Origin of the sequence: Nocardia sp. CA-135953 (assembly GCF_050955735.1) — a bacterium.
In the GTDB taxonomy this organism is placed as follows: Bacteria; Actinomycetota; Actinomycetes; order Mycobacteriales; family Mycobacteriaceae; genus Nocardia.
The window spans coordinates 1,720,877-1,741,349 of the sequence record NZ_CP192082.1 but is presented as its reverse complement, the minus strand read 5'-3'; the positions used below and the strand labels follow the sequence as shown (position 1 = coordinate 1,741,349).

Here is a 20,473-nt window from a genome sequence, read left to right as displayed (position 1 = left end):
ATCACACCTCCGATGCGGCCGTGCCGTAGCGCGCGATCACCTTGTCCCGCTTGGCCGGATGAATATTGGCGCGGGTGATATCGCCGCCGTAATGCGCGAGCACCCGCTTGTCCATCACCCGCCGCCACAGCGGCGGGAAATAGGCGAGCAGGATCATACTGGCATAGCCGCTCGGCAGATTCGGCGCACCGTCCCAACTGCGCAGCGTCTGATAGCGGCGGGTCGGGTACGCGTGGTGATCACTGTGCCGCTGCAGGTGGTACAGGAAGATATTGGTGACGATGTGGTCGCTGTTCCAGCTGTGCACGGGAGCGGGCCGCTCGTACCGGCCGGATGCGGTGCGTTGGCGGACCAGTCCGTAGTGCTCGAGATAGTTGACCGCCTCCAGCAGGCTGAAGCCGACGACCGCCTGCAGGATCAGATACGGCAGCAGGCCGATCCCGAACACCGCGAGCAGGACCGCGAACAACGCCACCGACATCAGCCAGGCGCTGAGCACCTCGTTGCGCAGACTCCACGACTTCTTGCCCAGCCGATCCAGCCGAGTCTTCTCCAGCCGCCACGAGGAGATGAAGCTGCCACGTACCGTGCGTGGCCAGAAGGCCCAGAACGATTCGCCGACACGGGAACTCGCGGGATCCTCAGGCGTGGCGACACGCACGTGATGGCCGCGGTTGTGCTCGATATAGAAGTGGCCGTAGCAGGACTGGGCCAGGGCGATCCGCGACAGCCAGCGCTCCAGATCGACCTTCTTGTGGCCGAGTTCGTGCGCGGTATTGATGCCGATGCCGCCGATCATGCCGATGGTGATGGCCAGGCCGATCTTGTCGACGATGTGCAGCCCGCCGTCGATGCCGAGCCAGCTCAGGTTGTCCGCACTGATCAGGTAGCACCCCAAGATCAGCGTCGCGTACTGGAACGGCAGGTACAGGTAGGTGAGATAGCGGTAGTACTTGTCGTTCTCCAGGTACTCCATCACCTCGTCGGGCGGATTGTCGCCGTCCGGGCCGAAGAAGATATCGGCCAGCGGGATCATCACGTAGACCAGCACCGGGCCCAGCCAGAACGGCACTTGGGCCAGCCCGTGCCAGCCGAATTCGTTGAATGCCCAGATCAGCGGAAGGCCGATGGTGAAAAGGCCGGTCGGCGCGAACAACCCCCACAGCCACATGTATCGCTTGCGATCGCGCCAATCGGTCGCTGCGGCCGGGCGGCCAGGCGCATGGGTTTCCGTGGACATCGTTGTCTCCTCATCCGAGCGGCACATCACATGTGATGTGCAGTACCACTTACTTGGACATTAGAGATCAACTTGTCTTCTGTCTAGACAAATTTATCAATTTGTAAACTCTGACGGAAACGGCAAATCGGACAGCGCGGTGCGCCCGATACGACGATCGCCGTGTCATCCCTCGAGGGCGGGATGACACGGCGGCCGAGCTGTCGAGATTCAGCGAAGCAGAACGTCGGCGTCGTCGGGCAGTGCGTCGATCGGCCACCAGCGCAGATCGGTGGATTCATGGCTGCGGATCGGGACCGCACCGGGCGGCGCGACGATGCGGAACAACAGGTCGAGGTGGCGGGTCGGGACGCCGAGCGAACAGGTGATCGGATGGGCCTGCGCACCGTATAGTTCGGCATCCATGCGCAGGCCGGTCATCCCGGACTCCTCGGTCGCCTCGCGCAGCGCGGCATCGGCCACCGTCTCGTCACCCTCCTCGCAGTGCCCGCCGAGTTGGATCCAGCGGCCGACCCGCGGGTGCAGCGTCAACAGCACCTCGCGCTCGTCGTGCGAGAAGACGACGGCGGAGGCCGTGATGTGACCCGGTGCGTGCTCGCGCAGACACCCGCGCGGTGCGGATCCGAGGAAGGCGAGCATCGCCTCGCGCAGCGAGGCATCGACCCCCGTCGGCTTCCACGCCTCCAGCAACCGTGTTGCCGAGGCGTGCAGCGACCTCGCGCTCACGACTGCGCCTCGCCGGCGCTCGGCTCCGCCGTGTGCGATTGCACGCTGTGTTGATCGTTCACTCGCTGACGCTCGCTCACAGTTCGACAAGGCCGGGGCCCGGCCCGAAGACCGGACGGGGGGTGAGTTCTTCCAGAGGGTGGCCGATTGCGATGGCGCCCAAGGGGTTCCAGTCGTCGGCAAGGCCGAGAACCTCGCGGGTGGTCTCCGGAGCGAAGATGGTCGAGCCGATCCAGCAGCTGCCGATGCCCTCGGTGGCCAGTGCGACGAGCAGGCCCTGTACCGCCGCGCCCACCGCGACGGTGAACATGGTGCGTTCGTTGCCGCGCCGCCGCTCATCCGGATAGTCGTGTGCGCCGTCCGGCACACAGAACGGGATGATCACCTCAGGTGCGTCGTGCAGGATGCGACCGCGGGCGATGCGACGTTGCACCCGCTGCGGATCGAGACCGTCCGCGGTGAGGTCGGCCCGCCACCGCTCGGCCATGGCCTCCAACAGTTGCGCGCGCAGACCGGGCTTGCGGACCCAGACGAAGCGCACCGGACGGGTGTGATGCGGCGCGGGAGCGGTGAGCGCCTTCGCGACCGCGGCGCGGATGCGTTCGGGATCGACTGGGGTATCGGCGAATTGACGGATCGAGCGACGCAGCAGCAATGCCTCGGAGCGCCCCTGCTCGATCGCCTCGGCCGTGCCGAGCCAGAACAGGTCATCGGTGCCGCCGCGCAGCAGATCCGCGGCGCAGGAGCCGTCATCGGTGATCGGCAGCCCGCGCACCACCGCGACCGGAACACCACCCAGCTTGCCCTTCACCAGATCTGCGGCGGCGGCCAATTCGTCGGCCACCGCCACCTGGGTGACATGCAGTTCATTGCCCTGCCCGTCGACCGCGCCCGCATAGTCGTGCAGCACCCGCAATCCGGCGGAGCCGATGGCGGTATCGGTCTGACCGTTGCGCCAGGCCCGGCCCATGGTGTCGGTGACGATCACCGCGACGTCCACCCCGAGCCGCTCGGACAGCGCGGTGCGCAAAGCCTTCGCACTCCCGTCCGGATCCGATGGCAGCAGCACGAGCTCACCCTGCTCGACATTGGATCCGTCCACCCCGGAGGCGGCCTGCACGATGCCGAGCTTGTTCTCGGTGATCAGCGTGCGACCCTTGCGGGCGAGTACGCGTACCGCCTCCTGCTCCACCAGCGCGCGGCGCGCGGTATCGCGCTCCTCCGGATCCAGCGGCGCCTCGACGATGCGGCCCTCGACCTTGGCGACGATCTTGCTCGTGACGACCAGGATGTCGCCGTCGACCAACCAGGGCGCGGCGGCGGCGATATGTTCGGCGAGATCGTCGCCGGGCCGGAATTCCGGCAGCCCGGTGATCGGCAGGATCCGCAACTCTCCCGCCCCGTGATCGGCCGGTTCCGTAAATGGCTCTTGCGTAGTCATGGCTTCACCTCGCCAACGCTCGGTGCCGCCATGACCGGCGGCGCTGCGTCTTTGGTTCGCTCGCTGCGCTCGCTCACCCCAGCCAGGTCGAGCGCCTCCCGCACCATTTCGGCGGTGGTCGGCGGATCGGTCATCAATAGCGGCACGCTGCGCACTTCGACACCGGGTACATCCGCGGTATCGGTGCTGTGGATCAGCCATCCGTCCAGGATGCCGGTGGCCGAGCGCGCGCCGTAGTGGCGCCCGATCGCCTCGGCGGTGGTTTCCACGCCGATCACCGAGAGACATTCATCGGCCATACCGCGCAGCGGCTTCCCGTCGATCACGCCGGAGATGCCGATCACCTTGGCCTCGGTGGTGCGCAGTGCGCCGCGAATGCCGGGCACCGCGAGGATCGCGCCGATGCTCACCACGGGGTTGGACGGGGCCAATAACACCGCATCGGCCTCGGCTATGATCTGTGTCACATTTGGCGCCGGTTTGGCGTCATCGGCCCCAATTGTGGCGAATCCGTGCGTCTGGATGTCCGCGCGATAGCGAACCCACCACTCTTGGAAATGGATCGCGCGGCGTTCGCCAGGGTTGTCGGGGTCACTGACAACAACATGCGTTTCGCAGCGATCGTCGGTAGCCGGGATGAGTTTTACGCCCGGCTGCCACCGGTTGCACAACGCCTCGGTGACCGCGGAGAGCGGGTACCCGGCCCGCAGCATTTCGGTCCGAACCAAGTGCGTCGCGATATCGCGATCCCCCAAACCGAACCAATCGGGTTGGGCATGATATTTGGCCAGTTCTTCCTTGGCGTGCCAGGTTTCGGCGACCCGGCCCCAACCGCGTTCGGTATCGATCCCACCACCGAGGGTGTACATGCAGGTATCGAGGTCGGGGCAGATCCGGAGGCCGTGCATCCAGACGTCGTCACCGACATTGACGATGGCGGAAACATCCGCGTCGGGCAGTAATTCCCGGACGCCCTGAAGGAAGCGCGCGCCGCCGACCCCGCCAACCAGGACGGCGATCTTGGGCCCACTTGCGGGAGCGGTGTCCGCTTGTTGTGGAGTCACATCGACACAGCCTATGCCCTGCCGGAGCGGCGGCGGTTCGCACCATATTTGCCGGTCATTTGCTATTCCGCGTTCAAGATCAGCAACGGAAAGTGGTAGCGGATAGTAACGGAATTGCGACGGCGACTTGACCATCGACACGTTCGGCGTGTCTAATCACAGTCATGTCATTTCGGGTTCGCGCGAGAGTTCAAGGCGCGGACGGCTTTTCGAACAAGTGTTCGCACCGGAGTGGCAAGCTCGGGGATGTCCGCGGGACAACGTCGCGGGGTACGGCCGTCGGTGTGCGTGTTGGTCCGGCGGAAAGAATCAATCTGCGCTAACACACAGTGAGGAGGCGGAGCGATGGCCAATGAGCTGGCCCCTTCGGGCATGCCGGGCGGCGTATCGCAAACCGATTCCACAGCAGGCGCAGCACGTGGCGTCTGCGCAGAGATCGGTCGGATCGAACCGGACCGGATCGGGCCTGAGATGACCGACGGAGTGACCGCACCCCGGCTCAGCTTGGTCGTGACGGGCTTCGACGAGATGTTCGAATCGATCGAAGAGCAGTGGCAGGAACGTGCCCTGTGCGCACAGACCGATCCGGAGGCGTTCTTCCCCGAGAAGGGCGGCTCGACCCGTGAGGCCAAACGGATCTGCATGGGCTGCGAGGTACGCGACGAGTGCCTGGAATACGCGCTCGCACACGATGAACGCTTCGGCATCTGGGGCGGCCTCTCCGAACGAGAGCGGCGCCGCCTGAAGCGCGGCATCGGCTAGAACTTCGCGTCGGCCCGCCTCGGGTGCACATAGCAGAGGCGGGCTGACTAAGTTTTAGTCATGGCCCGTTCCCGCAATCGTCGTCCACCGACCGCACGATCGGTGATCCGTCGTGGACGCGGGGTGCGCGGGCCGATGCTCCCACCGACGGTGCCGGCCTGGCGCACCAGGGGGCAGCAGTTCGACCGGCTGGTCCTCGAGGCCTTCGCGCCCTTGGACACCCGGTGGCACGATCGACTCACCAAGCTCGATATCGCTGTCGATGACGTGCCGAAAATCCGTCCGCTGCACCCGGATTCGGTCACCTGGCCGGACGAGGTGGTGGCCGACGGGCCGGTGCCGCTCTCGCGACTCATTCCGGCCGGTGTGGACCGGCACGGGGTGGCCACCCGCGCCCGAGTTGTGTTGTTCCGCAAGCCACTCGAACTGCGCGCGGGCGATCCCGACGATCTGGTCGATCTACTGCGCGAGGTCCTCGTCCAGCAGATCGCTACCTATCTCGGCGTCGATCCGGACCTCATCGATCCCGAAGGCGCGTGACGAACACACCGCCGAGCGGGGATGAACTCGCCCGAAAACGCCGAATCCTCAGCGTGTCTGAGCACATCGCAACGTCGAGCGCGTTACTCTCATCGGCGTGATCCCCATGCGTCGTTGCTGCCGACCAGGTTGCAAGAATCCCGCTGTTGCGACGCTCACCTACGTGTACTCCGACTCGACCGCGGTGGTCGGGCCACTGGCGACGGTGGCCGAACCGCATTCCTGGGATCTGTGTGAAACACATGCTTCCCGCATCACCGCACCAAAGGGCTGGGAAATGGTTCGCCACGAAGGCGGATTCTCTTCCAGCACACCCGATGACGATGATCTGACGGCATTGGCCGAAGCGGTTCGCGAGGCCGGGCTGCGCCGCCGTCCACCGGAGCACGAGCAGCGTGGCTACTCCGATTACGCCCCGCCCGCACCGCGCGCCACGCGCACCGGCCGGCGCGGACACCTCCGAGTACTCCCGGACCCGCCCAGCTAGCAGTCGGGACGGGACCGTGTCAGAGGCGTCGGCGCGAGCCACTAGGGTGGTCACCATGACTGTGGCCCGCTCTGCCGAATTCGTGAACGCGGTGATCAAGGCTTATGACGTTCGCGGGGTCGTCGGTGAACAGATCGACGGAGAATTCGTCAAGGATGTGGGGGCCGCGTTCGCGCGGTTGATGCGCGCCGAGGGCGCGACCCGTGTGGTCATCGGACACGATATGCGCGAGTCCTCCCCGGCACTGGCCGCCGCCTTCGCCGACGGCATACTCGGCCAGGGCCTCGACGTGGTGCACATCGGGCTCGCCTCGACCGATCAGCTCTACTTCGCCTCCGGTGACCTCGACTGTCCCGGCGCGATGTTCACCGCAAGCCACAATCCGGCCCGCTACAACGGCATCAAGCTGTGCCGAGCGAAGGCGCTTCCGGTCGGTCAGGACACCGGTCTGGCGACGATCAAGGACGAGGTGGTCAATGGGGTTCCCGGCTACGACGGGACGCCGGGCAGCGCCACGAAAGTCGACCTGCTGGCCGATTACGCGAAGTTCCTGCGCGGGCTGGTCGATCTCGACGATATCCGCCCGCTCACCATCGCGGTGGACGCGGGTAACGGCATGGGCGGGCACACCGTGCCCGAGGTGCTGGGCACCGTGGCGCAGCTGACCCTGGTCCCGCTCTACTTCGAGCTGGACGGCTCGTTCCCCAATCACGAGGCCAATCCGCTCGATCCGAAGAATCTGGTCGATCTGCAGGAGCTGGTCCGCAGGTCCGGCGCCGATATCGGCCTCGCCTTCGACGGGGACGCCGACCGCTGCTTCGTGGTGGACGAGAACGGCAATCCGATTTCGCCGTCGGCGATCACTGCCCTGGTCGCCGAGCGTGAGCTGGCCAAGGAACCGGGCGCGGTCATCATCCACAACCTGATCACCTCGCACGCGGTGCCCGAACTCGTGCACGAACTCGGCGGCACCCCGGTGCGCACCCGGGTCGGGCATTCGTTCATCAAGCAGGAGATGGCGGCCACCGGCGCGGTATTCGGCGGTGAGCATTCCGCGCACTACTACTTCCGCGATTTCTGGGGCGCCGATTCCGGCATGCTCGCGGCCCTGCACGTGCTCGCGGCGCTCGGTGAGAAGGACCGGCCGATTTCGGAGCTCATGTCGTCGTACGAAACATATGCGGCGTCCGGAGAGATCAACTCGACAGTGCCGGACGCGAAGGAGCGGACGATGGCTGTAGTGGACGCATTCGGAGATCGGGCCATATCGGTCGACCGGTTGGACGGGGTCACCGTCCAGCTCGCCGACGACGCCTGGTTCAATCTTCGCGCGTCGAATACTGAACCGTTGCTGCGGCTCAATGTCGAAGCCCGGTCGACGGAGGAAGTGGACGCACTCGTGACCGAGATCCTCGCCATCGTCCGATCCTGACCGCAACAGTGCAACCACGGCCGACGAAACCACACATCCACGACTCGGTGACGAACAAAGCAGACGGCTCAGCCCGATACCGAGATCCTGAACATCCTCCGATCCCGACCGCAACAGTGCAACCACGGCCGACGAAACCACATACCCACGACGTGACAGTCACTTGCGCTGGGTTCGGCGAGCGGGGAGGAAGTAGACGGTTCGACCCAATACCGAGATTCCGAGCATCGTCCGGTCCTGACTGGGATAGTGGAATCACAGCCGGAATGGACGCGCAGGCTCACGATTCGACGCACGAGGAAGGGGACGGCTCAGCCCGATACCGCGATTCTGAGCATCGTTCGCTCCTGGCTGGAATAGTGGAATTACAGACCTTGGATTCGCCCGACCCGGGCGCCCGTGTCGATCCCTCCGAGTCGACAGCCCGGGTGGGAGCAGGGCGGGACCGCACACAGCGCGATGAGGGGAGGTGGGACGCCCGATGATCGCTGGAACACCGGTGCTCGACCTCGACGATGCCGCTTCGCTCGAGGCCGCCGATGTCGGCGGCGCCCTGCGCTCTGCGGCATCCGGCGGCGCGCAGGTACGCGCGACCGCGGCAGCAGTCGGCGAGGACGCACTCGCGCGCCTCGCGGATCTGCGACCACGCAGTGTGGTGTTGGTCTCCGGCTCGGGCCGGGCCGCACGCGCCGCGAGTCTGATCGTCGCCGCACTCGGCGACCGTGCCGGCCTACCCGTGGTCCCGGTCGCTGCCCTTCCACCATGGGTCGGCCCGTTGGACGTGGTGCTCGTCGCGGGTGACGACGCGGGCGATCCCCGGCTGATCGATGCGGTCGACCGGGCACAGCGCCGGGGCGCCGAGGTCGTGGTCGCCGCGCCGCACGAAGGTCCGCTGCGGGCCGCGGCGGCCGGGCGTACCTCACTGCTGGAGCCGCGGATTCCGGTACTGGACCACAATCGTCTACTGCGCTTCCTCGCGGCCTGTATCGCGGTGCTGCGCATCGTCGATCCGACCCGCTCCGGCGCTGCGGTACCCGATCTGACCGAGCTGGCCGATGTGCTCGATGCCGAGGCCTTGCGCGACGGGCCGCACAACGAGGTCTTCCACAATCCGGCCAAGACGCTGGCCGCGCGCATGCAGCAGCGCGCCGTCGTGCTGGCCGGGGACTCCCCGGCCGCCAGTGAACTCGCCGAGCACGGCGCCGAGGTGCTGTTGCAGTCGGCGGGCAAGGTCGCCACTGCGGTGGATCTGGCCGAGGCCGTGGCCGCCAACCCCCGAATGGTCGAGGCCGCAGGCGAATCCGCGCCGAACTTCGATCCGCTGTTCCACGACGAGGAACTCGACGGACCGGCGCCGGTGGAGCGCATCCGGGTGTTCGTGCTCAGCGCGGATCTGGATCAGGCCGCGGCGCGGCGCCGGCTCGCCGTCTTCGGCGGCAACGGATCGGGTCTGGTCGACGCCGATCTGGTGAGCGCGGATATCGAACCGCTGCACACCTCGCTCACCGATCCCGCCGCGCCCATGCCGGCCAGAGTGGATGATTCGGGCGCGCCGCTGCCCGGCACCATCGCCCATGCCAGCGAACTCGAACAACTCGCGGTGCTCGCACTGCGCTTGGAGATGGCCGCCGCCTATCTGCGGTTGATCGGCTCGCGCAGTGGTGCGACACAGTCCACCGAACAGCTCGACGGGGGACACTACTAGTGCACGAACTCGTTGGTGCGCTGCGTTCCTATGCCTGGGGTTCACGCACCGCACTCGCTCAGTTGTGCGGCCGACCGGTCCCTTCCGCGCATCCGGAGGCAGAGCTGTGGTTCGGCGCGCATCCCGCCGATCCGGCGCATGTCCGCTTGGCGAACAGCACCCGCTCCCTACTGGAATTGGTGGCGGAAGATCCGGAGCGCGAACTCGGGCCCGCCGCACCGGAATTCGGCGGGCGACTGCCGTTCCTGTTGAAGATCCTGGCCGCCGAGGAACCACTATCGCTGCAGGCGCATCCGAGTTCGGCGCAGGCGCGGGCCGGATTCGAGCGCGAGAACCACGCGCGGGTGCCACTGGATTCGCCCATGCGCAACTATCGCGACGAGAACCACAAGCCGGAATTGGTTGTCGCGCTGGACCGGTTCGAGGCGCTGGCCGGATTCCGGAATCCACATCGCACGGTCGAGCTGCTGCGCGCACTGGATGTGCCTGGACTGCGCTCATATGCGGATCTGCTTGCCGCCCAACCCGACTCGGCCGGACTGCGGACGCTGTTCACGACTTGGATCACACTGCCGCAGAATGTCCTCGGCACACTGCTCCCCCAGGTGCTCGACGGATGCGTGCGCTATCTCTCGGTGAAGGGCGCCCGGGAGTTCACCGCTGAGGCGCGCACCACACTCGAACTCGCCGAAGCATATCCGGGCGACGCCGGTGTGCTGGCCGCGCTGCTGCTCAATCGGCTGACGCTGGAACCGGGACAGGGACTGTTCCTCGCGGCGGGCAATCTGCACGCGTATCTGCGCGGGCTCGGCGTCGAGATCATGGCCAATTCCGACAATGTGCTGCGCGGCGGTCTCACGCCCAAGCATGTCGATGTGCCGGAGTTGCTGCGGGTGCTGGACTTCGAGCCGATCGATCTGCCGGTGGTACTACCGGAACCGGCCGGTGACGGGTCGGTGCACTACCGGACACCCGCGACGGAGTTCGCCCTGCGGCGGTTCGATCTGACTGCGGGATCAGGGCAGGTACCGCTGACATCCGCCGGGCCGGGAATCGTGCTGTGCACCGGAGGGACTGTGCGGCTGTTGCAAGGGGTGAGCGAGCTGGTACTGGAACGCGGCGCGGCGGCGTGGATATCGGCGGCCGACACCGAGATTCGCGCCCAGGCCGTCGACGGCGACGCCCAGTTGTTCTGCGCCTGCGTCGGTGGCAGGAACTGACCTGTCGCCCAGTTTGTTCGTCAGCTGCCCTAGGCTGTTCGTTCGACGGGCCTCCTAACCGGACGACAGCGGAGCGAGTCTTATAAGCGACGTTCGCGGCCCGTCTCGCGTCCGAGTGGCCGAAACGCATGCGACGAAGTCGCGAGTCTCGGCTGCGCCGCTGGCGACTGCTCGCAGGTCGCTCGAAAGGGTCGGACGCGAGAAACCAGGGGGCCGCGAAAACGGCAGCGCCGCACGCGCTGCGAATCGGACACAGGAGGACCTACCCAGATGTCGGCTGGTGGTGGCAAAAAGGCGATTCTCGCCGCGTTGTCGGCGAACGCGGGGATCGCGGCGGCGAAGTTCGTCGGCGCATTCGTCACCGGTTCCGGGTCGATGCTGGCCGAGGCGGTGCATTCGGTCGCGGACACCGCCAACCAGGGACTGCTGCTGCTCGGCCAGCGCCGCGCCGCACAGGATGCCGATGAACTGCACCCGTTCGGATACGGGCGCAATCGCTACTTCTATTCGTTCATCGTGGCGCTGGTGCTGTTCACCCTCGGGTCGATCTATGCCATCTACGAGGGCATCCACAAGGTTCAGCATCCGGAGGAGCTGAGTAATCCGATCGTCGCGATCGTCATCCTGTTCATCGCGATCTGCCTCGAGGGCTTCAGCTTTATGACGGCGATGCGGGAATCCATCCCGCTCAAGGGCAATTCGAGCTGGTGGCGGTTCATCCGCAATTCGCGCAGTCCGGAACTGCCGGTAGTGCTGCTGGAGGACACCGGCGCGCTGGTCGGTCTGGTCTTCGCATTCGCGGCGGTCGGGCTGACCATGCTCACCGATGACCCGGTCTGGGACGGCATCGGTACTCTCGCCATCGGCGCACTGCTCGGCGTCATCGCGCTGATCCTGATAGTGGAGATGCAGAGCCTGCTCATCGGTGAGGGCGCGACGGCGGAGGAGGACAAGGCGATCCGGGCCAACCTGGTCGACGGCAAGCGCATCGACCGGGTGATCCACCTCAAGACGCAGTACCTCGGGCCGGAGGAGATCCTGGTGGCGGCCAAGATCTCGATCGTGCCCGATCTGGATATCGAGGACATCGCCGCGGCCATCGATGACGCGGAGGCCAGGGTGCGGGCGGCCGTGCCCGCCGCGCGGGTGATGTATCTGGAGCCCGACCTGTACCGGACGCGGGCCTGATTCGATGATCGCCCGCGCGTTCTGCCGCGCGGTCCGACCCACGAAAAGTGCATGCTCAGGAGCGATTCGGTGTGCGCAGCAGATCCAGTGGGTCGGTGTGAACGCCGAACTCCTTGCGCAGCACGTGCCGCGCGGCATGCAAACCGGACATGCCGTGGACACCGGGGCCGGGCGGGGTCGAGGCGGAGCAGAGGTAGACGCCGGGTAGTGGTGTGGCGTATGGGTTCCAGCGCGGGACCGGGCGAAAGGCGAACTGGCGCAGGGTCATCGCGCCCGCGGAGATATCGCCGCCGATGTAGTTGGCATTGTGCGTCGGCATTTCGGCGCCGGTGACGACATTCTTGGCCAGGATCAGGTCGGTGAAACCCGGGGCGAAGCGTTCCACCTGGGCGATGACGGCGGCGCTGATATCGCGGGCGGAGCCGTTCGGGACATGGGCGTAGGTGTAGAGCGTGTGGCCGCCCGCCGGTGCCCGCGTCGGGTCGACCACGCCCGGCTGAATGGCGAGGACATACGGACGATCCGCGTGTTGTCCTGCGGCGATGGTCTTTTCGGCGGCCATTGCCTCGGCGCGGGTACCCACCAGATGCAGTGTCCCGGCGAGTTCACAGCCCGGTGCCCGCCATGGCACCGGCCCGGACAGCGCGAAGTCGACCTTGCAGGCCGCGCCGCCATAACGGAAGCGGCGCAACCCCTTTGCGTAATGATCCGGTACCCGGTGCCCCGCCATCCGCAGCAGTTCGGCGGGCGCGGTATCCAGCACAACCGCACGCGCGCCGCCGAATTCGTCGAGCGATTCGACGCGGTGCCCGGTGACGAGCTTGCCGCCGAGGCGTTCGAGTTCGGCGATCAACGCATCCGGAATGGCCTGGCTGCCACCGCGTGGCAGCACCCAGCCACCGGCGTGCGCGAGTGTCGCCAGCAGCATGCCCGCGCCGGCCGCGGGGATGGCGCGCGGCGGTGTGATCGCATGCGTGGCAACGCCGGTCAGCAGTGCCGGTGCCGTCTGCTCACGAAATCGTAGGTTCCACAGGGGCGAACCCTGCTCGAGCACCCGCAGTCCGAAGCGTAGTCCGGTCAGCAGGTCGGCCGGCGGACGGCGCAGATCCGACATCGCCAAATCCACGACCTGCCGCCAGTGTCGAACCATCGGCTCGAAGAGCGCACGCCATGACGCGCTGTCGCGGCCGAGACCGGCGGCGGTGCGGTCCAGGTCGCGCCACGCCAACCCGGCCGTGCCGCCGTCGAGCGGATGCGCGTAGGACACCTCGGGCGCGAGCAGTTCGACACCGTGCGCGGCCAGATCGAAGGCGCGAAAGAACGGCGACGCCAATGCCATCGGATGCGCACCGGCGCAGACATCGTGCCGATATCCGGGCAGCGTCAGCTCGGCGGTTCGGCTCCCGCCGCCCGCGGTGGCCTGCGCCTCGTACACCTCGACGGTGAGACCGGCACGGGCCAGGATCACCGCCGCGGCGAGACCGTTGGGACCGGAACCGACCACGACGACATCAGGCATACCTCGATTCTGCCGGGCCGACCCGGGTCGTGCCGTCACCCGAGCGAGGTATGGATCACTGATGTGTCCACTGGCCGAGCAGCACCCGGATGCGCTCCTCGCGCAGGTCATCGACCAGGCGACCGCTGCGATCCAGGGTGGCGATGCCGTGCACCGTGCTCCAGACCACCTCGGTGCCCGCCTGTAGGTCGAACTCGCCGGCGAACGGCGCGTATGCGCTCTGGATCTCACCGAACGCATCGCGCAGCGCCTGTGGTGCGTCGTTGCCGAAGTCGAGTTCGGTATCGAGGACGAACATCGCGTCATAGCGGGCCGGATTCTCGGTGGCGAAGTCCAGATAACCGCGCACCACGGCCTCGAGTACCGCGGCAGGATCCGTCGCGGCCGCTCGCCTTTCCCGCAGATGGGCGGTGAGTTCGACGATTCCCTGCTCGGCGACGGCCGACACGATCGCCGCCTTACCCGCGAAATGGCTGTAGAGCACCGGCTGGCTGTATTCGATTCGTTCGGCCAGGCGGCGCACGGTCACCGCCTCCCAGCCCGATGTTTCGGCGAGTTCGCGTGCGGTGTCGATGATGCGCTGATGGCGTTCGGCGCGTTCGCGTTCTTTGCGGCTCTGCGTGGTCATGGGCAAAATTCTAGCAGCGCTAGACAATCTACCGAGGTTCCATCAACGCCCGAGGGCCCGCGTCCTACGGTCCCCCCGATCGAGGCCGAATACGGTCGCATCATCGACGAGTGGAAGTCCGCCGTGCGCGCGTCGAATCCGGCCTCGCACAAGGAAATCGCGAACGGCTGAAGGCCGAGAACGGCCACGCCACCGCGATCGCCCAGCACTACCTGAATCAGGAGAAGTGGGCCGACTGATCCCACCGGCACCACGAAGGGGCCCCGCAGATCCTGCGGGCCCCCTTCGTTATACGAGTACAGCTAGGCCGAAACCAGATCCTTGGCGTCGTCCTGCTGCGGCCGCGGGCCGTGGTCATCGTCGACCATGGTCCGCTCGTCGAAGGGCAGTTTGCGATCCAGCACCGTGTGCACTCGGTCCACATCGACGGTCTTGGTCCAGGTGCCGACCAGCACCGTGGCGATGGCGTTGCCCGAGAAGTTGGTCAACGCACGGGCTTCCGACATGAAACGGTCGATTCCGACGATGAGGCCGACGCCGTCGAGCAGTTCGGGACGATGGCTCTGCAATCCGCCGGCCAGGGTGGCCAGACCCGCGCCGGTAACACCCGCCGCGCCCTTGGAGGCGACGATCATGAACAACAGCAGGCCGACCTGTTCCCCGATGCTGAGCGGTTTGCCCATCGCATCGGCGATGAATAGCGACGCCATGGTCAGGTAGATGGCGGTGCCATCCAGGTTGAACGAGTATCCGGTCGGCACAACGACACCGACCGTGGTCCGTTCGACGCCGAGATGCTCCATCTTGGCGATCAACCGCGGCAGCGCCGACTCCGAAGAAGAGGTGCCGAGGATCAGCAGGTACTCCCGCGCCAGATAGCGGACCAGCTTGAAGACCGAAACCCGCGACACGCTCCACAGCAGCACGCCGAGCACGCCGAAGATGAACACCAGACAGGTCAGGTAGAACGCGACCATCAGCAGCGCGAGTTGCTTGACCGCATCGAGTCCGGTCTTGCCGACCACATTCGCGATCGCGCCGAACGCACCGATCGGGGCCAGCCACAGGATCATCGACAGAATCCGGAACACCAGCTTCTGCAGCGATGCGACACCGCGCAGGATCGGCTCGCCCGTCTTGCCCATCGCCTGCAGCGCAAACCCGACGAGAAGTGCGATGAACAGCGCCTGCAGCACGCTGCCTGCGGTCAGCGAGGACAACAGCGTGGTCGGAATGATGCTCTGGATGAATTCCCAGGTACCGCCCGCGGCATGCGCCTGATCGGCCAGCTTCGCACCCTGGCTCGCGGTCTTGGCGATATTCATGCCGGAGCCCGGCTCCAGCAGGTTGCCGACGACCATCCCGATGCCGAGCGCAACTGTCGACATGACCAGGAAGTAGCCGAGCGCAAGCCCGCCCACCTTGCCGACATTGGCGGCCGAGCGCACCGAGCCGATGCCGAGCACGATCGTGCAGAAGATGACCGGCGCGATCATCATCTTGATCAGATTGACGAACATCGTGCCGAGCGGGCCGACGTCCTGACCGAATTCGGGGGCCTTCCAGCCGACCAGAATTCCCGCGATGACGGCGACGATGACGGCCAGATAGAGCCAATGGGTGCGGTCGCGTGGCACCGGCCGCGGTGGTGTTTCGGCGGTGTCCGTTGTTCGGTCGATGCTATCGCTCATGCGGGTGAAGTCCTCTTCAAGTGGTACCGGCGCGAGGTGACTCACGCCCTCACGTGCACAATGTTGGCTGCCCGAGGTGACCGCGGTCACGCTTTGGTGCATTACGTTCAAATGGCACGAGGGATAGAAAGTGTTGCGCGGTGACAAACACGGGGGACGCGGTCGGCGATCGCTGGCCGGACAGGCCTTCGTGCTCCAACTCGTGGTGCTCGGGTTGGTCATCGGAATCGGGGCGGTGCTAGCCGTCCTGGACACCAGGCATCACAGCGATGTCACCACCTCGCGCGAGGTCACCGATGTCGCGGTGACGGTCGCACAGGCACCCTCCACCCTCGAAGCGCTACGCACCGCCGACCCCACCGCCCTGCTGCAACCGGTGACCGAACGGACCCGCATAGCGACCGGGATGGACTTCATCGTGGTGATGGCCCCGGATCGGACCCGGTACACCCACACCACACCCGAACGCATCGGGCAGCCGTTCAGCGGCAATATCGATCGGGCACTGGCCGGGGAGACGTTCACCGAGACGTTTTCCGGAACGCTCGGGCCCTCCATTCGAGCGGTCACACCGGTCTACGACGACGGTCGCATCGTCGCATTGGTGTCGGCGGGCGTAACTCGGGCGCGGATCGGCGCTCAGGTCGGCACGCAATTGCCGTTGATTCTCGGCGTGGCCGCGGCGGGGCTGGTGGTCGCGGCGGCGGGTTCGTTCCTGCTCAGTCGCCGGATTCGCCGGCAGACGCACGGTCTCGCACCGCATGAGTTGCGCACGATGTACGAACAGCACGATGCGGTGCTGCATTCGATCCACGAGGGCCTGGTGGTGTTCGGTCCGAACAATGACGGTGCCGAAGTCGTCAACGATGAGGCGCGCAGGCTGCTCGATCTGCCCGATGGGCCCGTCGCGCGCGCGGATCTGCCGATCTCGATGCAGCGGATGAGCCGGGAGGTGGTCCGCGACGAGATGCATGTGACCACGGATCGGATTCTGCTGGTCAATCAGGACGTCGTCACCTGGGAGCGGCGGCCGATCGGCACCGTGATCACCATTCGCGACCACACCGAATTGCGCACCGTAATGGGTGAACTCGATTCGGTGCGGGGTTTCGCGGAATCGCTGCGCGCGCAGGCGCACGAATCGGCCAACCGGCTGCACACCGTGATCACCATGGTCGAGTTGGGGCGCTATCGAGAAGCAGTGGAATTCGCGACCGCGGAACTTCAACTGTCCCAAGCCCTTATCGATCGGCTACTCGCCTCGGTCGGTGATCCCGCACTTGCCGCACTGCTGCTCGGCAAGGTGAACCAGGCCGCCGAGCGCGGCATCGAGCTGACGATCACCGAGGACACGGCACTCGACTCGACCGCGCCGCTGTCCGCGCAGGAGACGGTGACGCTGGTGGGAAACCTGATCGACAATGCCATCGACGCAGCCGCCGACGGCTCGGTTGGCTGGGTGGAAGTTACTGTGCGTCAACAGGATTCGTCGGACGTGATTGATCCGGCGCTGGCACCGGATCCGGCGGTTGCCATCGAGCCGGCGACGGCGTTGGATTCGGTGCGATCGGCGAACGATTCGGCACTGTATGTGCGCGTCGCGGACAGCGGGCCCGGAATGTCGGCGCAAACCTTCGCCCGCGCCGCCGAACGCGGCTACTCCACCAAGGCCGATCATCATGGCCTCGGGCTGGCACTGGTCCATCGCCTTGTCGACCGGCACGGCGGCGTGATAGGCACCGAACGCGATCCGGAAAGCGCCGTGACCGTGACGATCCCACGAAAGGGTGCGCGATGATCCGAGTGTTGATCGTCGAGGACGAGCCATTGATCGCCGAGGCGCACCGCGCCTACGTCGAACGGATTCCGGGCTTCGGCGCGGTCGCGGTCGCGCACACCGGTCGCGAGGCCATGCGCGCCGCCGCCGATGCCGCCGCCGAGAATGCGCCGATCGACCTGGTGCTCATGGATATCGGACTTCCCGATGCCAGCGGCCTCCAGGTGGCCGCCGCCCTGACCGGCCTCGCGCCCCGCCCCGACGTCATTGCCATCACCTCGGCCCGCGACCTGGCCATGGTGCGCACCGCGGTCTCCTACGGCGTGGTCCTCTACCTGCTGAAACCGTTCACCTTCGCCGCCTTCCGCGACAAACTCGAACGCTACCGCGAATTCCGCACCGCCCTGCCCGCGGGCGAAACCGCCATCTCCCAACAGGACATCGACCGTGCCCTCGGCGCCCTACGTACCTCCGACCAACGCGCCACCGCTCCCAAAGGCGTTGCCCCCCAAACCCTGGACGAAATCTCCCGCACCGTCCGCGACGCCCCCGGCGGCCTCACCGCCGCCGACACAGCCAGCACGGTCGGCGTTTCGCGCATTACAGCCTGGCGCTACTTGGAAAAGCTGGCCGACGACGGCCTCGTCGACCGCAAATCCGACTACGGCCGAGCCGGCCGACCCAAAACCCGCTACATCTGGAAAATCCGCCCGGAATAAATCGCTAGTACGGATGGGCAGTGCGGTTTGTCAGTTCGGGCGGGGTTTAGGGGTGGTGCGGAGGTGGGCGCGTTCGCCTTGTTTGCCGAAAAGGCTCAGGAATTCGACGGGGTCGGGGCCGGCTGTGCCGAACCAGTGCGGGACGCGGGTGTCGAATTCGGCGGCCTCGCCAGGGGTGAGGACTACATCGTGTTCGCCGAGGATCAGGCGGAGGCGGCCGTTGAGCACGTAGAGCCATTCGTATCCCTCATGGGTTCGTGGGTCGGGCTCGCGGCGGATATTCGGGGGGATCACCAGTTTGTAGGCCTGGATGCCGCCCGCTCGCCGGGTCAGGGGCAGATAGGTCATGCCGTGGCGGGTGGTAGGGCGCAGGTGGATGCGCGGGTCGCCGGTGGGTGGGGCGTCGACGAGTTCGTCGAGGGTGACGCCGTGCGCCTTGGCCAGCGGCAATAGTAATTCGAGGGTCGGGCGGCGGGCACCGGATTCCAGGCGCGACAGGGTGCTCACCGAGATGCCGGTTTCCGTCGAGAGGTCGGCCAATGTGGTTTCGCGCTGGCGGCGCAGCGCGCGTAACCGAGGTCCGACCGCGTCGAGGGCTTGGCCGAGGTCGTTGTCCATGCCAACCAGATTGCCATATTGGCAAATTTGCTTGCCGGTATCGGCGACAGGGCGGCATGATCGTTTCGAGGAGGTGATCCTGTGACCGACGCCACCGGTCGAACCGATGTGCCCGGCGTCTGGGCCGCAGGCAATGTCACCGACTTGACGGCCCAGGTCGGCGCGGCTTCAGCAGCAGGCGCGGCCGCCGGAGCTCAGATCAACGCCGATCTGGTCGCCGAGGAAACCCGTCGAGCCGTTGCCGCCTACCGCGAACCGTTCTCCGCCGAAACCGAAGCGCAAGTGTGCGAGGCCGTTACGGGCGATCATCGGCACGGCATATAGCCCTCAGACCGTCGTCGGCTCGGGAGCCGGGGTGCTGGCCCGGCGACCGAGCCGAACCGGCATCCGCTCATATCCGTGCAGCGTGAACAACTTCCGACGCTGCGGCGCCCCATCGAGCTGCAGGTCAGGGAAGCGCTCGAATAAGGATTGCAGCGCGTAGGTGGCTTCCATGCGGGCCAGGCTCGCACCGAGGCAAGCGTGGATGCCGCTACTGAATGTCAAGTGCTCCTTGGCATTCGAACGTCCTACATCGAAGACATCCGGATCGGCGAAGACGGCGGGATCGCGGTTCGCACCTGCCAGCGACAGCACCACGGTATTGCCCTTGTGCAGCCGCACACCCTCGAGTTCCAAGTCGGTCGATGCGATCCGCGCCGTCGTCTGCACCGGCGCATCGATGCGCAGCACCTCTTCGACCGCATTCGGCCAGAGATCCGGTTCGGCGCGCAATCGATCCAATTGTTCGGGATGCGTGACCAATTGGGCGACGCCGTTGCCGATCAGGTTGACCGTGGTCTCGAAGCCCGCGCCCATCAACAGGCTCGCGGTCGCCTTCAGGGCGAAATCGTCGAGTTCACCCGAGGTGACCAGACTGCTGAGGATATCGTCGCCTGGTTCGCGGCGCAGTCGCGCGATATGGCCGTCGAGGTAATCGTTCATCACCTCCATCGAGCCGAGCGCACGCCGGAATGCCCGCCAGGAAATCCCGATATCGAGCAGCGGCGTCATCCGATCGCCCCAGTCCAGGAATAGCTTTCGGTCCTTTTCCGGGAAGCCGAGCATTTCCGAGATGATGGCGATCGGCACCTGCGCGGCATACGACGCGATCAGATCGGCCGAACCGCCCGAGGGCAGCGCACCGAGCAATTCCTCGGTGACGGTCTCGACCCGTTCCCGCAATCGGCGGATCGCACGCGGGGTGAAGGCCGACGCGACCGGCTTGCGCATCCGCGTATGCTCCGGCGGGTCGATGACCAGCATGGACGGCGGCTCAACCGGATTGGGCGGCAAGGGAAGTCGCTCGGCGAGCAATTGCAGGGGCTTCGGAATATTGAAGCTGTCGGTGGTGCGCACACCGAATCGGTTGTCCCGCAGCACGACTCGGCACAGCTCATGGTCGAAGCTCGCCCACGCGATCGCGGTGCGCTGCAGCCGCCCCTGTCCGCGCAGCCGCTCGATCAGTGGATAGGGATCCGCGAGACCATCCGGTCCGCCCATCAGTTGGGCGAACGGATCGCCGCGCCGCGCCTGAGTGCGCAGGGCCAACCGCGGCGCACCCTGCACCGATAACCACCGGAACCAATACTGCGGCTTCATCACTTCACCAACCCCATCGTTGCGCGACAATTCCACCGTACGTACTCCCCGGCCAGGGTGGAACGTCCCATGGTC

19 protein-coding genes and 1 pseudogene are annotated in these 20,473 nt (G+C 66.3%); 11 read left to right on the top strand and 9 right to left on the bottom strand.

The window, feature by feature from the left end; translation table 11 throughout:
• Position 1: 1 nt before the first annotated feature.
• The 4 genes from ACQPXH_RS07965 to cofD all read right to left on the bottom strand — a co-directional run bounded on the left by ACQPXH_RS07965 (position 2) and on the right by cofD (position 4,471).
• Entirely contained in the window at positions 2-1,240 is a 1,239-nt protein-coding gene (locus tag ACQPXH_RS07965) for an alkane 1-monooxygenase (RefSeq protein ID WP_433601645.1), read from the bottom strand.
• A 210-nt stretch (positions 1,241-1,450) separates the two neighbouring features.
• Entirely contained in the window at positions 1,451-1,966 is a 516-nt protein-coding gene (locus tag ACQPXH_RS07960; RefSeq protein WP_433601644.1) for an NUDIX hydrolase, read from the bottom strand.
• Between the two features lie 76 nt (positions 1,967-2,042).
• Positions 2,043-3,407 (bottom strand): coenzyme F420-0:L-glutamate ligase, encoded by a 1,365-nt coding sequence (locus tag ACQPXH_RS07955; RefSeq protein ID WP_433601643.1) that lies wholly within the window; start codon positions 3,405-3,407, stop codon positions 2,043-2,045.
• A complete protein-coding gene (gene cofD / locus ACQPXH_RS07950; RefSeq protein ID WP_433601642.1) occupies positions 3,404-4,471 on the bottom strand; it encodes a 2-phospho-L-lactate transferase in 1,068 nt (355 codons plus the stop codon). Before cofD ends, ACQPXH_RS07955 begins: the two co-directional genes overlap by 4 nt.
• A 528-nt stretch (positions 4,472-4,999) precedes the next feature.
• On the opposite strand from cofD, the gene ACQPXH_RS07945 reads away from it, so the two are divergent.
• The 7 genes from ACQPXH_RS07945 (at position 5,000) to ACQPXH_RS07915 (ending at position 11,805) form a co-directional block, all read left to right on the top strand.
• Entirely contained in the window at positions 5,000-5,233 is a 234-nt protein-coding gene (locus tag ACQPXH_RS07945; RefSeq protein ID WP_029901515.1) for a WhiB family transcriptional regulator, read from the top strand.
• Positions 5,234-5,293: 60 nt separating this feature from the next.
• Positions 5,294-5,773, top strand: a complete 480-nt coding sequence (locus ACQPXH_RS07940; protein WP_330249994.1) for a metallopeptidase family protein — start codon at positions 5,294-5,296, stop codon at positions 5,771-5,773.
• A gap of 106 nt (positions 5,774-5,879) precedes the next feature.
• A complete protein-coding gene (locus tag ACQPXH_RS07935; protein ID WP_433603364.1) occupies positions 5,880-6,260 on the top strand; it encodes a DUF3499 domain-containing protein in 381 nt (126 codons plus the stop codon).
• Positions 6,261-6,321: 61 nt separating this feature from the next.
• A complete protein-coding gene (locus tag ACQPXH_RS07930) occupies positions 6,322-7,692 on the top strand; it encodes a phosphomannomutase/phosphoglucomutase (RefSeq protein ID WP_433603363.1) in 1,371 nt (456 codons plus the stop codon).
• A gap of 481 nt (positions 7,693-8,173) precedes the next feature.
• On the top strand, positions 8,174-9,397 hold the full coding sequence (locus ACQPXH_RS07925; RefSeq protein WP_433601641.1) for a tobH protein: 1,224 nt from the start codon (positions 8,174-8,176) through the stop codon (positions 9,395-9,397).
• Positions 9,397-10,617: a mannose-6-phosphate isomerase, class I gene (gene manA / locus ACQPXH_RS07920; RefSeq protein ID WP_433601640.1), complete on the top strand. Its 1,221-nt coding sequence runs from the start codon at positions 9,397-9,399 to the stop codon at positions 10,615-10,617. Before ACQPXH_RS07925 ends, manA begins: the two co-directional genes overlap by 1 nt.
• A gap of 270 nt (positions 10,618-10,887) precedes the next feature.
• The gene (locus tag ACQPXH_RS07915) at positions 10,888-11,805 is read left to right on the top strand and encodes a cation diffusion facilitator family transporter (protein WP_433601639.1); all 918 of its coding nucleotides are present in this window, start codon (positions 10,888-10,890) and stop codon (positions 11,803-11,805) included.
• A gap of 55 nt (positions 11,806-11,860) precedes the next feature.
• On the opposite strand, the gene ACQPXH_RS07910 is transcribed toward ACQPXH_RS07915, so the two are convergent.
• Together ACQPXH_RS07910 and ACQPXH_RS07905 are read right to left on the bottom strand one after the other, a co-directional pair.
• A complete protein-coding gene (locus ACQPXH_RS07910) occupies positions 11,861-13,324 on the bottom strand; it encodes a phytoene desaturase family protein (RefSeq protein ID WP_433601638.1) in 1,464 nt (487 codons plus the stop codon).
• Between the two features lie 55 nt (positions 13,325-13,379).
• Positions 13,380-13,952, bottom strand: coding sequence for a TetR/AcrR family transcriptional regulator (locus ACQPXH_RS07905; RefSeq protein ID WP_433601637.1), 573 nt, complete (start codon positions 13,950-13,952; stop codon positions 13,380-13,382).
• Positions 13,953-14,062: 110 nt separating this feature from the next.
• Here ACQPXH_RS07905 and ACQPXH_RS07900 point away from each other — a divergent pair, with 110 nt between their 5' ends.
• Positions 14,063-14,191 (top strand): hypothetical protein, encoded by a 129-nt coding sequence (locus tag ACQPXH_RS07900; RefSeq protein WP_433601636.1) that lies wholly within the window; start codon positions 14,063-14,065, stop codon positions 14,189-14,191.
• A gap of 63 nt (positions 14,192-14,254) precedes the next feature.
• Here ACQPXH_RS07900 and ACQPXH_RS07895 read toward each other — a convergent pair whose 3' ends face one another.
• Positions 14,255-15,643: a cation:dicarboxylate symporter family transporter gene (locus tag ACQPXH_RS07895; protein ID WP_433601635.1), complete on the bottom strand. Its 1,389-nt coding sequence runs from the start codon at positions 15,641-15,643 to the stop codon at positions 14,255-14,257.
• A gap of 130 nt (positions 15,644-15,773) precedes the next feature.
• Between ACQPXH_RS07895 and ACQPXH_RS07890 the strand changes: the two genes are divergently transcribed.
• Both ACQPXH_RS07890 and ACQPXH_RS07885 read left to right on the top strand, forming a co-directional pair.
• Positions 15,774-17,441, top strand: coding sequence for an ATP-binding protein (locus tag ACQPXH_RS07890; protein ID WP_433601634.1), 1,668 nt, complete (start codon positions 15,774-15,776; stop codon positions 17,439-17,441).
• The gene (locus ACQPXH_RS07885) at positions 17,438-18,139 is read left to right on the top strand and encodes a response regulator (protein WP_433601633.1); all 702 of its coding nucleotides are present in this window, start codon (positions 17,438-17,440) and stop codon (positions 18,137-18,139) included. Before ACQPXH_RS07890 ends, ACQPXH_RS07885 begins: the two co-directional genes overlap by 4 nt.
• A gap of 30 nt (positions 18,140-18,169) precedes the next feature.
• Here ACQPXH_RS07885 and ACQPXH_RS07880 read toward each other — a convergent pair whose 3' ends face one another.
• Entirely contained in the window at positions 18,170-18,757 is a 588-nt protein-coding gene (locus tag ACQPXH_RS07880) for a helix-turn-helix domain-containing protein (RefSeq protein WP_433601632.1), read from the bottom strand.
• 87 nt (positions 18,758-18,844) lie between these two features.
• Here ACQPXH_RS07880 and ACQPXH_RS07875 point away from each other — a divergent pair.
• A pseudogene (locus tag ACQPXH_RS07875) lies at positions 18,845-19,081 on the top strand (thioredoxin reductase); the annotation flags it as partial.
• Between the two features lie 3 nt (positions 19,082-19,084).
• On the opposite strand, the gene ACQPXH_RS07870 reads toward ACQPXH_RS07875, so the two are convergent.
• Positions 19,085-20,398 carry a cytochrome P450 gene (locus ACQPXH_RS07870; RefSeq protein ID WP_433603362.1) on the bottom strand — a complete coding sequence of 438 codons (1,314 nt, stop codon included), beginning with the start codon at positions 20,396-20,398 and terminating at the stop codon, positions 19,085-19,087.
• Positions 20,399-20,473: the final 75 nt, after the last annotated feature.

What these genes read in the sequence shown, in the direction of transcription:
- ACQPXH_RS07965 (WP_433601645.1), bottom strand. Translation starts at nt 1,240, where the DNA reads ATGTCCACGGAAACCCATGCGCCTGGCCGCCCGGCCGCAGCGACCGAT.
- ACQPXH_RS07955 (WP_433601643.1), bottom strand. Translation starts at nt 3,407, where the DNA reads ATGACTACGCAAGAGCCATTTACGGAACCGGCCGATCACGGGGCGGGA.
- ACQPXH_RS07945 (WP_029901515.1), top strand. Translation starts at nt 5,000, where the DNA reads ATGTTCGAATCGATCGAAGAGCAGTGGCAGGAACGTGCCCTGTGCGCA.
- ACQPXH_RS07940 (WP_330249994.1), top strand. Translation starts at nt 5,294, where the DNA reads ATGGCCCGTTCCCGCAATCGTCGTCCACCGACCGCACGATCGGTGATC.
- ACQPXH_RS07935 (WP_433603364.1), top strand. Translation starts at nt 5,880, where the DNA reads ATGCGTCGTTGCTGCCGACCAGGTTGCAAGAATCCCGCTGTTGCGACG.
- ACQPXH_RS07925 (WP_433601641.1), top strand. Translation starts at nt 8,174, where the DNA reads ATGATCGCTGGAACACCGGTGCTCGACCTCGACGATGCCGCTTCGCTC.
- ACQPXH_RS07915 (WP_433601639.1), top strand. Translation starts at nt 10,888, where the DNA reads ATGTCGGCTGGTGGTGGCAAAAAGGCGATTCTCGCCGCGTTGTCGGCG.
- ACQPXH_RS07910 (WP_433601638.1), bottom strand. Translation starts at nt 13,324, where the DNA reads ATGCCTGATGTCGTCGTGGTCGGTTCCGGTCCCAACGGTCTCGCCGCG.
- ACQPXH_RS07905 (WP_433601637.1), bottom strand. Translation starts at nt 13,952, where the DNA reads ATGACCACGCAGAGCCGCAAAGAACGCGAACGCGCCGAACGCCATCAG.
- ACQPXH_RS07895 (WP_433601635.1), bottom strand. Translation starts at nt 15,643, where the DNA reads ATGAGCGATAGCATCGACCGAACAACGGACACCGCCGAAACACCACCG.
- ACQPXH_RS07885 (WP_433601633.1), top strand. Translation starts at nt 17,438, where the DNA reads ATGATCCGAGTGTTGATCGTCGAGGACGAGCCATTGATCGCCGAGGCG.
- ACQPXH_RS07880 (WP_433601632.1), bottom strand. Translation starts at nt 18,757, where the DNA reads ATGGACAACGACCTCGGCCAAGCCCTCGACGCGGTCGGACCTCGGTTA.
- ACQPXH_RS07870 (WP_433603362.1), bottom strand. Translation starts at nt 20,398, where the DNA reads ATGAAGCCGCAGTATTGGTTCCGGTGGTTATCGGTGCAGGGTGCGCCG.